The 13,746-nt window shown below is 47.1% G+C and carries 10 protein-coding genes; 7 read left to right on the forward strand and 3 right to left on the reverse strand.

From position 1 onward, the window contains the following. Positions 1-423: 423 nt before the first annotated feature. The 5 genes from OC443_RS12940 to OC443_RS12960 all read left to right on the forward strand — a co-directional run bounded on the left by OC443_RS12940 (position 424) and on the right by OC443_RS12960 (position 8,579). Entirely contained in the window at positions 424-2,175 is a 1,752-nt protein-coding gene (locus tag OC443_RS12940) for an eCIS core domain-containing protein (protein WP_083601857.1), read from the forward strand. Positions 2,176-2,677: 502 nt separating this feature from the next. Then, positions 2,678-3,916 (forward strand): IS4 family transposase, encoded by a 1,239-nt coding sequence (locus OC443_RS12945; protein WP_143169471.1) that lies wholly within the window; start codon positions 2,678-2,680, stop codon positions 3,914-3,916. Positions 3,917-4,162: 246 nt separating this feature from the next. Beyond that, entirely contained in the window at positions 4,163-5,488 is a 1,326-nt protein-coding gene (locus tag OC443_RS12950; RefSeq protein WP_073586199.1) for an APC family permease, read from the forward strand. A 24-nt stretch (positions 5,489-5,512) separates the two neighbouring features. Beyond that, on the forward strand, positions 5,513-6,508 hold the full coding sequence (locus OC443_RS12955) for a dimethylarginine dimethylaminohydrolase family protein (RefSeq protein ID WP_073586200.1): 996 nt from the start codon (positions 5,513-5,515) through the stop codon (positions 6,506-6,508). A 16-nt stretch (positions 6,509-6,524) separates the two neighbouring features. Beyond that, positions 6,525-8,579 carry an amidase gene (locus tag OC443_RS12960; protein WP_073586201.1) on the forward strand — a complete coding sequence of 685 codons (2,055 nt, stop codon included), beginning with the start codon at positions 6,525-6,527 and terminating at the stop codon, positions 8,577-8,579. On the opposite strand, the gene OC443_RS12965 is transcribed toward OC443_RS12960, so the two are convergent. The 3 genes from OC443_RS12965 to OC443_RS12975 form a co-directional block, all read right to left on the reverse strand. After that, positions 8,546-9,439 carry a MerR family transcriptional regulator gene (locus tag OC443_RS12965; protein ID WP_073586202.1) on the reverse strand — a complete coding sequence of 298 codons (894 nt, stop codon included), beginning with the start codon at positions 9,437-9,439 and terminating at the stop codon, positions 8,546-8,548. The two genes, OC443_RS12960 and OC443_RS12965, sit on opposite strands and share 34 nt — an antisense overlap. A 119-nt stretch (positions 9,440-9,558) precedes the next feature. Beyond that, positions 9,559-9,960, reverse strand: coding sequence for an SRPBCC family protein (locus tag OC443_RS12970; RefSeq protein WP_073586243.1), 402 nt, complete (start codon positions 9,958-9,960; stop codon positions 9,559-9,561). 36 nt (positions 9,961-9,996) lie between these two features. Further along, positions 9,997-10,548, reverse strand: a complete 552-nt coding sequence (locus tag OC443_RS12975) for a carboxymuconolactone decarboxylase family protein (RefSeq protein WP_073586203.1) — start codon at positions 10,546-10,548, stop codon at positions 9,997-9,999. A 98-nt stretch (positions 10,549-10,646) separates the two neighbouring features. On the opposite strand from OC443_RS12975, the gene OC443_RS12980 reads away from it, so the two are divergent. Together OC443_RS12980 and OC443_RS12985 are read left to right on the forward strand one after the other, a co-directional pair. Then, positions 10,647-11,489: an AraC family transcriptional regulator gene (locus OC443_RS12980; protein ID WP_073586204.1), complete on the forward strand. Its 843-nt coding sequence runs from the start codon at positions 10,647-10,649 to the stop codon at positions 11,487-11,489. A gap of 95 nt (positions 11,490-11,584) precedes the next feature. Next, positions 11,585-13,591: a peptidase U32 family protein gene (locus OC443_RS12985; RefSeq protein ID WP_073586205.1), complete on the forward strand. Its 2,007-nt coding sequence runs from the start codon at positions 11,585-11,587 to the stop codon at positions 13,589-13,591. Positions 13,592-13,746 lie beyond the last annotated feature (155 nt).

The following is a 13,746-nucleotide window of genomic DNA, read 5'->3' on the forward strand; positions in this document are numbered from 1 at the left end:
GTATCGCAGGGCTGAGGCGGGACAGACATCTGTCCTTATACTCTCCAGATGCGAAGATGCGACACAAGTGTCTGTCCCCGCAAATACCGCAAATACGACAGCGAAATCACCACAACGATGCGACATTCACACATTGCACCCAGTCATTTAAGTGAGGCGGTGAAATTAAACCTGGCGAATATGCATCAATCTTTACAAGTTATACCAGGAACAATTCTCTTCACCTGTCTACAATCAATAGATATTCACAGTGTCTTAAGCTGTGCGTCTTTTGATTCAAGTGATTTCAGTTTGATTACGTTCACTGGTGGATTAATAACAGCCGGATTGGGTGTTAATGGGTCATTGTCCGTTTATTGGGTTGTTATAGGCAATTAGGAAAGCCTATAACAACCACTAAGAAAAATTAAAAAGGTTTGAGATATGTATGAACAAGTTGAGAAGCCGAAAGAGAATAAAAATAGGGAGGTTGCTAATTCTGTTGCTCAGAAGAAAAGTGGTGCGAAGCAAAGTTTTGGGTTTGTGGATAATCGTTCTGGAGCTATTACGCAAAGGAAACTGAAAGAGATGACTAATAATAGTCCGCAGGTAAAACAAGCATATCAGTTGCAAGCTATGGTTAACAGCTATTCTGCTCAACAAAAGAAGCCAATCCAAAAGAAAAAAAACAATACAGGCTTACCTGATAATTTAAAATCTGGAATTGAAAATCTTTCTGGGTATTCTATGGATTATGTGATGGTTCATTACAACTCAGATAAGCCTGCTCAATTGAATGCTCACGCTTACGCACAAGGTACAGATATTCATTTAGCATCTGGACAAGAGAAACATTTGCCTCATGAAGCCTGGCATGTGGTGCAGCAGAAGCAAGGTAGAGTAAAACCTACTATGCAGATGAAAGGCAAGGTGAATGTTAATGATGATGCAGGTTTGGAGAAAGAGGCTGATGTGATGGGAGATAAGGCTTTGCAAAAAATAGGAAATATTAGTCTAGAAGAGGAAGAACCAACACTTCAAAAGAATAGTTTAGCACCAGTAGTTCAAAGGCTAATAATATCTCTTGACCCTGAAGATTCAACAATAGCTGGAGCCGCAAGTACTATAAAAAGTTTAGTTCATAAAACTTCTTCCGTTACAACAATAGGAAAAGCTATTTTATCAAATCTTAAACGCGATGAAACATTAGTTATTCTTGGACATGGAGAACGATTGACTACAACTAAAGAACCCAATATGGCTTGGGACAAAGAATATGATGATAGTCTTGAAAAAGCCAAGAGAAAATTAGGAAAGAGCCACAGACCTGATACAGCTGACCTTCCTATCATGACTCCTGAGATTTTACTTCAGGAATTAAAAGCAAAGGGCTGGAACAAAGAGCATAGGGGGGAAATTGATTTGCGTTCTTGCTGGTCTGCTATGCCCAGCCACAGACCTAACTTCATTACAAAATTTGCACGATTAATTCATGCAGAAGGGAGACACAATATAGTTAGTGGATATAAGGGACCGACAGAAACGAAAAATACAACAGGAGAAGAGAAAGAGCGTGATCCATTTTGGTACCAACTTGAAGAAGCCCAAAAATTGACGGGTGCTATGAAAACCCTTATTGAAGAATATTTTCATAAGACTAGTCTACAGGATACCAATATGGAAGAGTACAAGGTTGAATGGCTTTCCAAAAGAAGAGAACAAGATCAGGAAGACATCAAAAGTCTTGAAGACATGGGATTTTCAATAGAAATTGCTCAACAAGCTATTGAAAAGAAACGTGAAACAGACTGGGAAAAAGAAGTTGCGCTAAAGAGTGAAACACCAGAATTAAACTTTGATCGTAAAATCCTGATTCAAAATCGACCATGGAGTATTCTTGAACTAATCGATGAAAGAAAAAAGGATTTTGCCAAAATGAAAGCTCAAAATTTACCTATGTGGAATGATGAGAAAAAGGCCTTTGAAGCTTTCGAACAGGCTGAAAAATATATAAAACTCGATGAACCTGTTCCTATTGATAAATCTCCGGGTAAAGACACGTACAAATACATTGCTCAGCCAGACTTACTTCATCCTACCACACACAATGTTTTAGGTAGTCAAAAATCAGAAATGGAATGGAAAACATCAACAAACCCACTTAATTTGAGTATGGAAGGTTTTCATGAAGTTTGATTTATTTCTCCGAGATTAAAAATTGTATAGATTCCTTTTACTTTAAGTTCACTTAGATTTACACCGACTGATCTTAACGTCTTTCTGAGCCCCATATATTAACTGACAAAAAGCCCATAACAAAACCTAAAAGCCATTGAAAACGTCTTTTAGCCCAATTGTTCATCACACCACTTCACCCAAAAAAAAACCGCATCCCCGTGTGGTTTTTTTATGCCGAAAATTCAATAACCATTCACTTACACCATTGATTCAAGATCACGACCACTGATATTGACGGGCTGATTTTTATTTCGCTGCGACCCAATACGCCCGAAACGAAACTTTCCCATTTAGTAACTCATTGATTTATCAGTGTTGTGATGGATTTTCCAAATCCGCATGTCTGTCCCCACAAGCAGTCCCCACAAGTAAAGAAGTGGCGTCTGTCCCTGAGGTATCCCCACAAATTTTAAAAAAATGTTCAAATAAATCAGGTTGGCAGGAACATTCATGGCTTTTTGTGATCTTAATTGTCACCACAACAAACCAGACCACAGCCATGAATGTCGACCAAATCATATCTCAATTTGTTACTTCTGTCTCTCAAGGGGGGCATCAAACCCGTACTCAATCACTCACTGCCTGCGTACAAAGTGCCATGTCTGGGAACGCCTTGACCGTGACTTCTATGGGGCGGGGGATTCAGTCAAAAGCCCATCAAAAACATAATATTAAACGGGCTGACCGACTCTGTTCCAATCCACACCTTTGGGCTCAAATCCCCTTGATTTATCAGCGAATTTGCACACTCATTGTTTCCAAAAATTCACGACCAACCATCCATGTTGACTGGTCTGACTTAAACCTGAGTAAAACCCTTTTCCTTATCCGGGCGTCCATCTCTTTTCAGGGACGGGCACTCACACTCTATGAAGAAGTTCATCCACTGGAGACGAAAGAGAAACCAGCGACTCATGACCTTTTTCTGAAAACGCTCAAGCTCCTTTTGCCCAAAAATACTTGCCCCATCATTGTAACTGATGCCGGCTTCAAACGTCCGTGGTTCAAGAGCGTTCAGGCTTTAGGATGGGACTTTGTCGGTCGTATTCGTGGACGGATTTGCCTGAGTCCGGATGGCAAGACGATGCAGCTTTGTAAAACCCTGTATCCTTGTGCAACCTCATCCGCTCGTGGGCTGAAAAACTGGTTCATGGGAGGAACATCCCCTTATCCGCTTCAGCTGGTTTTATATAAAGAACGACCCAAAGGCCGGATCGCCAAAACCGCTGGTGGAAAAAGAAAGCAGTCAAACTACAGTAAGAAGAATGCCCGTCGGGCCAGGGAGCCGTGGCTCCTTGCAGCCTCATTAAATTTATCAAAAAAGTCACCCGCTCAGATTGTTCAAATTTACCATCAGAGAATGCAGATAGAAGAAGCGTTCAGAGACCATAAATCCAGTCAGTTTGGTATGGGGATGGAACAGCACCGAACAAAGAGTCACTCGCGTCTGAGTGTGATCGTTTTGATTGGAACACTAGCGCATAACATACTGATATTATTTGGTATTATGATGGAAGAACAAGGGCTTCATAGACACTATCAAGCCAACACAGTCAAAGATCGGAGAGTGCTTAGTCATGTGACATTAGGTCTTCATTTTTATCGTCATGGCAACGCAGATCTCTCTCTCGATGACTGGCATTTAGCCATCCTCATATTACGAGAAAAAGTCACTGAGTCTCAGGTGATTAGAGAATAATTTTGTGGGGATCCCTCAGTGTCTGTCCCCACAAGCAGTCCCCACAAGCAAAGAAGTGGCGTCTATACCGCATCCTTTTTTGCACCGACCTGGTTAAACAGATAGTGCAATCAAACCCAATTGGTGCAGATAATTATTTTTTTCACTTTTATGGCAATAAAATAAATTATTCCTTTGACTCTGGAGCCACTCCACAGTTTAGAAAGAGCTTTATTCAATTCATCTGGCAATAAAAGGAATAAAGTTATGGATGACTCTTCTTCATATAAGAGAGTGCTCTCTCTCAGGGATGTTATTTTATTCGGTCTGTCATTTATGGCACCAGCAACTGTGTTTGCCACTTACGGTATCGCCGTCATGAGTAGTGGCGGTATGATTGCCAGCGGATATGGCATAACACTAATATGTGTGCTGTTTTCAGCGCTGTCTTATGCACGCCTGGCAAAACAATTTCCGTCATCTGGCTCCTGTTATATTTATATTAAAAATATTCTTGGCGGGAAAGCCGGATTTATTATCGGCTGGGCAATATTACTCGATTATATTTTAAGCCCGATGATCAGTGCATTACTTTTCGGTATATTTATGCACGCCTATTTTCCGGGTATATCTGATTCCGTATTCATTATTGTTTTTTTAATTGCCATCACTATCATCAATATTTCAGGTATAAAAATCGCCGCAAATTACAACACATGTATCACGGTGTTCCAGATTCTGTTCATGATTGTATTTTGTGCTTTTTCAACCCATACCCTGATCGATCAACATGGTTTCACCAGCCTGATATCTACAACCCCTTTTTATGATGAACATGTGTCATGGGGAAGTTTATTCACCTGTATTCCGATTCTTTTCTTTTCATTTCTCGGCTTTGATGCCATCACAACCCTGGCTGAAGAAACGGTAAATCCACAGAAAATTATTCCCAAAGCCATCTTTAGTATTGTCTTCACCGGTGGTGTCCTGTTTGTAATCAGCTCTTATTTTATGCAGCTGATTATTCCTGATTCAACCGCCATTGCCGACCCTGATGCGGCTGCCATGCAGATAATGTTCAAAGCCGGAGGCAACCTGCTGCAAAGTCTGTTTATTGTGCTGACTATCATGGGAACCACAGCATCGGCTATCGCTTCAGGCAGCTGTGCTGCACGTATTCTGTATGCCATGGGAAAAGAAAATGTTTTGCCCGCTGCTATTTTTGGTTACTTATCCCCACGATTCCGGACGCCGGTCATCAACCTTGTGATCATTGGAAGCATCGGCTTATCTGCCCTGTTTATCAGCCTGACATTTGCCACTCACCTGATTAGTTTCGGCGTGATATTCAGCCTGATCGTGATCAACTTTTCAGTCTTCCGCCATTTTTTCGTCCGGCAACAACAAACGCATTGGATAAAGAACGCCCTCTTACCCTGGAGCGGGGTTGCCATCAGTTTCACTATTCTGCTGGCTCTGGGAAAAGATGCGGTGATTCTCGGGCTTGTCTGGTTACTGGCCGGTTTTATGTACGTTCAATTCCGGCCGGAGAAAGCTGACTACGCCGCTTTAGAGTCCGCCGATAAATTGTAAACCTCTGTATCACAGGAAATAAATATGTCTTCTTCAGATACCATTTATGTGGAAAGCGAATTTGCACCACTCAGACGGGTCATTCTCGCCGAAAGCGAATTTGGCTTTCCCGAAGCACCGCTTCCGGACGATGAACTGGCCTTTCTCCCGCCGGAGTCTCAGGCCCTGTTCGGGATAAGAACCGGTGGTGATCACTGTACGCTCTACCCGGAACGGCACAATTGCTGGCTTGCAGAACGGGAAAATTTCTCTCAGTTACTACAACGCTACGGGATTGAAGTGTTAAAACCCAGACAACTGTTTCCGGCAGAAAAACAGGCCATGAAACAGCAGGGTTATAGTAATTTTTTTGTCCGGGATCCAATTTTTACGATCGGTTCTTTCGTCATTGAAGGCGCCATGCGTTTTGCGCACCGCCGCCATGAAGTGCTGCCGGTGAGAAGTGTGGTGCAACAGGCCGTCATGCCGGGCGACTGTCACTATCTGGCTGTGCCACAACCGGAGCTTTATGCCTCATCAGGTCAAACTGCCGCAGCCGGGCCTTATCTGGAAGGCGGAGACATTCTGGTACTTGGCAAACACATTCTGGTTGGCTCATCCGGTCTGGCATCTGGCACTTCGGGTAAAAACTGGCTGGAAAAGCTGCTCGCCCCTCACGGCTATACCGTTGAACTGGTTCCGTTGAAAGAGACAATCCTGCACCTTGACTGTGCCTTAAGTCTGGTGAAAAACGGGCTGATGATTGTATGTGAATCCGCACTTCTTCATGGTCTGCCGGAGATTCTCAAAGACTGGGACCGGATTAACATCACCGAAGCCGATTGTGCCCGCCTTGCGGCCAATGGCCTGCCCCTGAATGAAGAAACCTATGTCATTGATCCCGTGTTCGAAGATATTGGCAATGCACTGGCCGGCTTCGGAACACATGTCGAAACCATTGATTTTACAGTCAGCCGTTCGTTTGGTGGTTCATTCCGCTGCAGTACCCAGCCACTGCTTCGATCTGCTGAGACCATTTAATTAAGCCGGAGTCCGTATGCAAAAAACATTTCAACTGGAAGAAGCTACGATTGAAGAACTGCAGGAAGCACTGTCAAACGGCGTCATCACCAGTGTTGAGTTAACAACACTCTATCTTAACCGGATCGATTATTACGATCATCATGGCCTGAGGCTGAATTCCATCCCGTTAATCAATGCGGATGCGTTGAAACAGGCACAGGCGATGGATGAACTTCGCCGGCAGGGAACACTGCTCGGACCAATTCACGGTATCCCGTTTACCGTCAAAGACAGTTACATGGTAAAAGGGATGACGGTCGCCAATGGCTCACCTGCACTGGCAGGGCTGACCGCCAGAGAAGACTCTTTTGTGGTCGCAGCGCTCAGGGCCGCTGGCGGCATTCTGATCGGAAAAACCAATATGCCACCGATGGCTGCGGGCGGAATGCAGCGCGGCTTATACGGCCGGGCTGAAAGCCCTTACAACGGCGACTATCTCCCGGCCGCATGGTTTTCCGGCTCTTCAAATGGCTCCGGCACATCGACCGCCGCTAATTTTGCCGTTTTCGGAATGGCGGAAGAAACCGTCTCTTCCGGCCGCTCGCCGGCATCGAATAATGGCCTGGTCGCGTATACGCCTTCGTGGGGCGTACTCTCTGTCCGCGGCAACTGGCCTCTTTTCCCGGTGAGAGATGTCGTCGTGCCGCATACAAGGACAGTTGCGGATCTCACTGCGGTGCTGGATGTCATTATGCGTGATGACCCAATCACCACATGTGACTTCTGGCGGGATCAGAAAGTGGTGACATTACCCGAAAGCTCAGCGTGCAGGCCAAAGGATTTTTCTGCGCTGACACAGCGTGGAGCTCTGCGGGGAAAGCGGATTGGTGTGCCCAAAATGTACACCGGCAAAGCGGAACATGACCCGGTTCCAATCCGCCCTTCAATTCAGGCTCTATGGCAACGGGCAGCTGCGGATCTGCGTGCACTCGGGGCTGAAGTCGTGGAAACCGGCTTCCCGCTGATGGAGCAATATCATCAGGATCCGATTCACCTGCAGCCTTTTGTGGAGCAGGGTCTGCTCCCGCCCGGATGGATGGAACAGGAGTGGAATCATCTGGCACCGAATGCCATTGAAGCATTTCTCCGTTATGTCGGTGATGAAAACTATCCCGGCTGGGCGGATATCGACCCGGACACGGTCTTCCCTAATCCGGTTGGGTCGGTGGATGAACGCCGCGGCCACGAAAATGCACGTTACCGGGAAAATATAGCTGTGATCCGGCAGGGATATCAGCCACCGGAATCTCTGCCCGGTTTTTCTGAAGCCTTAGTCGCTCTGAATCACATCCGGGAAGTACAGTTTGAGCAGTGGCTGAAAACACAGAATCTGGATCTGCTGGCATTTCCGGCAAACTGCGATATCGGACAGGCAAACGCAGACACCAATGAAACAGCTTATGATCATGCATGGCAAAACGGCAATTTCTTCTCCAACACCAACCATATGATGCGCCATCTGGGCATTCCCAGTGTTTCCGTGTGCATGGGGATGATGGAAGATACGAAAATGCCGGTCAACCTGACATTGATGGGGCCGGGTTACAGTGATAACGAATTAATCCGTTGTGCGTATGATTATGAGCAAAGCACGCAACACCGTATAGCGGCACCACGGACGCCACCACTGCCGGCAGAGCGGTTTGAGTATGATCCGGCCAGCTGTATTGTCCCGGCCCGGCGGCCAGCAAAAGCAGTACAGCTCAGCATCAGCGACAGTCTGTTTGAAGGCCGCCGGTTCAGGCTGACAGGTCAGTGCGATCCGGCTTGTGTGCTCCGTCTTTTTATCAATGGTCATGAAATAAACGGTCATCCAATAAACAGTCATGAGGTCAGATTACTCCGGCAGGGACACCAGTGGGAAGTGACAACACTCCTCGCGCCATTGTTTAAAGCCAGCCACGGGATACCGGAAACCCTGCATATCATCGTACTGGCGAAAACCAGTCAGGGAGCTGCGGTTGCGGTTGAGAAAACTGTATCCGTACCCGGGCTTTATTCAGGCAAAGCATCTTCAATCCGGAGCTGAATTTCATAAATCGCTTCTTCTTTGAGATTCGTAATCGACGTATCGATTTGAATAATGCTCCAGGCCAGACGATCAGCGATGGTGAAGCCCTGTGACCGGCAGAACCGGAGCATCTCTGACAGCGCTTTGGTACCGGCATCCTTATTGAGGCCGCTGTAGGTAGTACAAACATAAGTACCGGCCTCAATTTGGTCATACGTCTCTGACGGGATGCCGGTCTGTGCTTTGAACTCTTTAAGGATGAACAGTGCTGTTTCATCATTCCAGAGCGATGCGATATTGTCATACTGCGGTTCTGAATCATCCGGGAGAACCGGGCTTAAATCCATCACATGCCCGACCCGCTGACTGGCAATCAACGGCAGCGTTTCATTTAACTGGCTTTCCAGTGATAACACGCTGTAAGAAAAAGAGCGGGCATCTTCAATGTTTACAGGGTGGGGAAATTTCTGAAAACAGCGGGCTGGCAGTTGTTTCACCAGAATCGTTTCTGTCTGATATTGTTCCTGAAACTGTTCAATATCCAGAATACGGCTTTGCAGCACCCGGACTTTGGCCGCAATCTGTTCCATTTCATCTTCGAGTTTATGCTGCTGATCTTTCAGAATCATGAGAGATTTAGAGGTATTGCGGTTATTCATGTAATATTTGATGTCTTCGACGGAGAGCCCTATGTTCCTCAGTTCAATGATCGTCCCTAACTGTTCATACTGGAGTATCGAGTAGTAACGGTAACCGGAGTTCGGGTCAACATAGAAAGGCTTAAACACCTCCATTTTGTCATAATAACGGAGTGTATCGATGGAAACGTTGCGCAGTTTCGATAGCTGGCTGACGGTCAGAAGCTCTTTCTTTTTCATGGATCCCGGCTCATAGTTTCTTCACTGAAAAACACATCTGATGATGTGTTTTCCCAGTCTATCTGCTATAAGCCGGGAGGAAAAGCCCGGCCATACGATTCCTGCGGAGCCGGTTTTAATCAGTCTTCCAGCTGAGCTTTCAGCCGCAGCAGTTCCTGTGCCAGAATCTCTGACTGTGCAGCCAGCGCACCTTCCAGCTGCTCAAGCTGAACCGGTGGCGGCGTGAGGGTAAAGCTGTATGCACACGTATCCGCCGTTAAACGGATAACACGGGAATAAGCCGTCCCTGTACTGCCATCCGGAAAATGCATGATCCAGTCAATGGTACCGGTATCCGGATCGGACACCACATCAAGCAGGATATCCACCTGCCCTTCCGGTGTCACTAATGTGGCATGACCATGTTCATCGACACTGACAAATGCGTTGGTCCACTGCGGCAGCTTCTGCGGGTCGGCTATATAGCTGAATGCCTGTGAAGCCGGAACATTCAGGCCGGTGTGCTGCACATCATAAAGCATAATCACCTCCATTCTCTTTACATTCAAACAGCATCGTTATTTCCCGGGTTTCAGCATTGCCATCAGTTCCGGGTTAATTTCCGGCCGGGTTAAATGATTGCTGTAGTTAGACAGGGTTTTAATCGCCGCGATTAAAATGATTTCAAACACATGTTTCTGCTCAAAACCAGCGGCAAAAAAATCAGATAAATCCTGCTCATCCAGCCAGCCGCGTTTTTCGACCATCTGGTGTGCAAACCGGACCAGCGCCCGCGTTTTCAGATCAGAGATTTCCCGCCCGGCAATCATCTCTGAGGCTGTCTGCTCCGGCACACCTTTTCTTTTCCCGATTGCATGATGGGCTGCAATACAAAAACCACAGCCGTTTTCCTGACTGATGGCCAGCAATACAATCTGGGACTGCTGAGGTGTCAGAGAGAGTTTATCCAGTAACTGTGTCAGGCTGAGATACGCTTCAACCGTAACCGGCGCTTCAGCCATATAAGCAAACAGATTGGGGACAAAACCATAACTGTCCTGAACCTGATTCAGAATGGCTCTTCCCTGCACTGAAGAATCCGTGGGTGTGTGAAATTTAAAACTGTTCATCAATCGCTCCTGATTTACTCCGTAACTGGGTACACTTTATAATCAGCAGGCTGTATGATGAATGCTCAAACGTACCAACTTTTTGCTCAATCGTTCATATGGAAGCATTTTCAGGTCTGATACAACAATTTCAGTTTCATACCGAGGTCTATCACAATGCCCGCCTGTGCGGAAACTGGAAATTAGAACAGCAACAAACAGGGAAAACCTGTTTTCATCTGGTGACCGGCGGCCGGTGTCACCTGTCTATTCCCGATTATGGTGAAGCCATACTCGGATTCGGGGATTTGATTCTGTTCCCCAAAGAGTTACACCATTCTATGGCACAGCAGGACACGCAGGCAGCCGGAGAGATTGAAGACACCGGCTTATTATGTGCCAAAGTTGATTTCGGCCACTCGGGGGTTGAAATGCTGCTGCAGTCTTTGCCTGAAGTTCTGATCCTGAAAAACAGTGAAACCCGTTGCTGGCTGGAACCGCTGCTTCAACTGATTGTGTCGGAGAATGCCGTTCGCAAAAGCGGCAGCAGTGCCATACTGGACCGGCTGTCTGAGCTGATTTTTATCTATTCACTACGACATTTTCTTGACCACCACCCGGCCCGCGTTTCCGTGCTGGCTTTATATGCAGATACCCGGCTTTCTGCGGCGATTAATGCCATTCATACTGATCCGGCAGAAAACTGGACGATTGGCAGTCTGGCACAGGTGTGTGCCATGTCGCGAACCAGTTTCGCCAATCACTTTAAATCCGTCAGCGGCTGGACCGTCATGCAATATCTGACATGGTGGCGGATGCAAATCGCTTTAGGGCAGCTCCGGCAGGGGAAAAGTGTCAGCACGGTGTCTTATCAGGTGGGATATCAGTCTGAATCGGCTTTCTCCCGGGTGTTTGTCAAACACTTTGGCTTTAATCCGGGCAAAACCAACCGGCAATCGTGATCAATCCGGTGATCAAATCCGGCTGAGCCCTGCATTTTCAGGTGATTTGGGTATATAATCCGCCGCTGATACAGAACCTTGCAGAGTTGTAGATTGTGGGATTTCAGAAAGCGCAGTTTGAATTACTGGCTCCGGGCGGCGATTTAGAATCAATTAAAGCCGCCATTGCCGCAGGTGCCGATGCCGTTTATTGCGGGCTGGATCGGTTTAATGCCCGTAACCGGGCCGCCAATATCACCATCGATGTGCTGGATGGTGTGTTAAAACTGGCTCATCAGCATCAGTGTAAAATCTTTCTGACCCTCAATATCGTGGTGCTGGAAAATGAAATCCCGGCGATTATCCGGCTGCTGAAACAGCTGGCAGAAACCAGTATTGATGGCGTCATTGTGCAGGATCTGGGGCTGGCTTATCTGCTCAAACGACATTTCCCGCACCTTGATGTGCATGCTTCGACGCAAATGAATACCCATAATGAAGGGCAAATCCGCCTGCTCGGCAGGCTCGGGGCGGGCCGGGTGAATCTGTCACGGGAGCTGAATCTGAATGAAATCACTCATCTGGCACAGTATGGCCGTCAGCACAATGTCCTGACGGAAGTGTTTGTCCACGGCTCTTACTGTATCGGGTTCTCGGGGGTATGTTATTTCAGCTCGGTGCGCAATGGTGCCTCCGGTAACCGCGGGCGTTGCAGCCAGCCGTGCCGCGATCAGTATCAAACCACCGCAGCCGGGAAAAACTTTCCGCTGAATCTGAAAGACAACTCGGCTTACTCGGATATGGAAGCACTGGCAAACGCCGGTGTCTATTCCCTGAAGGTGGAAGGACGGATTAAAAAAGCCCATTACGTGTATACCGTGGTAGATAACTGGCGCAAACAGATCGACCATTTCTGTGACACCGGCAGCATGCTCAGCGATATGAGCGAACTGTATTCGGTGTTCAACCGTGATTTTTCCAATGGCTATCTGCAAGGCGATATTCACCGCAATATGTATATCGATAACCCGCGTAACCACGCTGCGACTCATTTCACTGAGGTGTATCAGTGCAAGACTCAGGAAGAAACCCGGCAGGTGAAACAATCCCTTTATGATCAGACCACCCGTATCATGGATCAGGTCGCACACATCACGCAGACGATGCCGGTTGAAATCAACACCAGCCGGAGTCTGAAAGGTAACGGCAGAGCGATTGATATTCCATTGCCAAAGCCTGCACCGACAGTGGATCCTGACACTTCTGATTTGTCTCCGGCATTATCAGTACTGCTGTCAGATCCGGCGGATTTGCCTCTGCTGGCGGCGCATCCTGAAGTCCGGTTTTTCTATCAGCTGCCGGATGCGATAAACCACCAGCTGGATGAACTCACCGCCCTGTTTCAGGCACATCCCGGACTGGTGCCATTCTTTCCCGCGATTATCATTGGTGAACACTATCAGGCGGCACAGACACTGCTGGCACACATCAAACCAGCGATGCTGGTCACCAATAATCTGGGGATTGCTGAGCTGGCCCAAACGCTGGAAATTCCGTGGGTCGCCGGGCCACAACTGAATATCACCAATTCTCTGGCACTCAAATGTATCGCAGATGAACTGCACGGCGCGGGCGCATTTATCTCCAACGAATTAAACGCGCTGCAAATGCGGCGTTTAGTCCGGCCGCAAGGGTTCCGGCTGTTTTACAGCCTGTATCATCCGGTTCACCTGCTGACCAGTCGTCAGTGTCTGTTTATCCAGACGACCGGTTGCCGGAAACAACGCATGAACGCCGGCTGTATGAAACGCTGTGAGAAAACCGCTTCCATCATCAACCTGAAAGACACGCCTTTTGTGATCAATAAACAAAAAGGCAGTCATAACCGTTTATACAGCGAAAAGAATTTCTTTAATCCGGACCTGCTCAGCGATCTGCCCACTCTGTATACCGATATCATGGTTGACCTGCGTTCTGTCCCGACTCAGACTCAGGTTAAAGCAGATAAATCATCCCTGATTCACTTATTTGAGCAGATGATTCACGGCGATGATACGGCAAAAACACAGTTACTCGCCTCCGTGACAGAGACAACGGACAGGCAGTACCGGAAAGGGTTATAGCGCTGAGGGTAAACCGTCACATACAGTTTATACCCAAGCAACCTGAAGATGCGGGTTGCTTGGGTATAACCAAACCAGCAATTAAGCTTTGTCTGCCAGAAATTTCCGTATACTCCTGTATACAATCAGCGCTTCAAAACCTGTGTATAGAGACA

The organism is Vibrio quintilis, assembly GCF_024529975.1.
GTDB lineage: Bacteria > Pseudomonadota > Gammaproteobacteria > Enterobacterales > Vibrionaceae > Vibrio > Vibrio quintilis.

Bases quoted from the DNA above. Each gene is read 5' to 3' on its own strand.
- OC443_RS12940 (WP_083601857.1), top strand. From the start codon at position 424: ATGTATGAACAAGTTGAGAAGCCGAAAGAGAATAAAAATAGGGAGGTT.
- OC443_RS12950 (WP_073586199.1), top strand. From the start codon at position 4,163: ATGGATGACTCTTCTTCATATAAGAGAGTGCTCTCTCTCAGGGATGTT.
- OC443_RS12965 (WP_073586202.1), bottom strand. From the start codon at position 9,439: ATGAAAAAGAAAGAGCTTCTGACCGTCAGCCAGCTATCGAAACTGCGC.
- OC443_RS12970 (WP_073586243.1), bottom strand. From the start codon at position 9,960: ATGCTTTATGATGTGCAGCACACCGGCCTGAATGTTCCGGCTTCACAG.
- OC443_RS12975 (WP_073586203.1), bottom strand. From the start codon at position 10,548: ATGAACAGTTTTAAATTTCACACACCCACGGATTCTTCAGTGCAGGGA.
- OC443_RS12980 (WP_073586204.1), top strand. From the start codon at position 10,647: ATGGAAGCATTTTCAGGTCTGATACAACAATTTCAGTTTCATACCGAG.
- OC443_RS12960 (WP_073586201.1), top strand. From the start codon at position 6,525: ATGCAAAAAACATTTCAACTGGAAGAAGCTACGATTGAAGAACTGCAG.
- OC443_RS12955 (WP_073586200.1), top strand. From the start codon at position 5,513: ATGTCTTCTTCAGATACCATTTATGTGGAAAGCGAATTTGCACCACTC.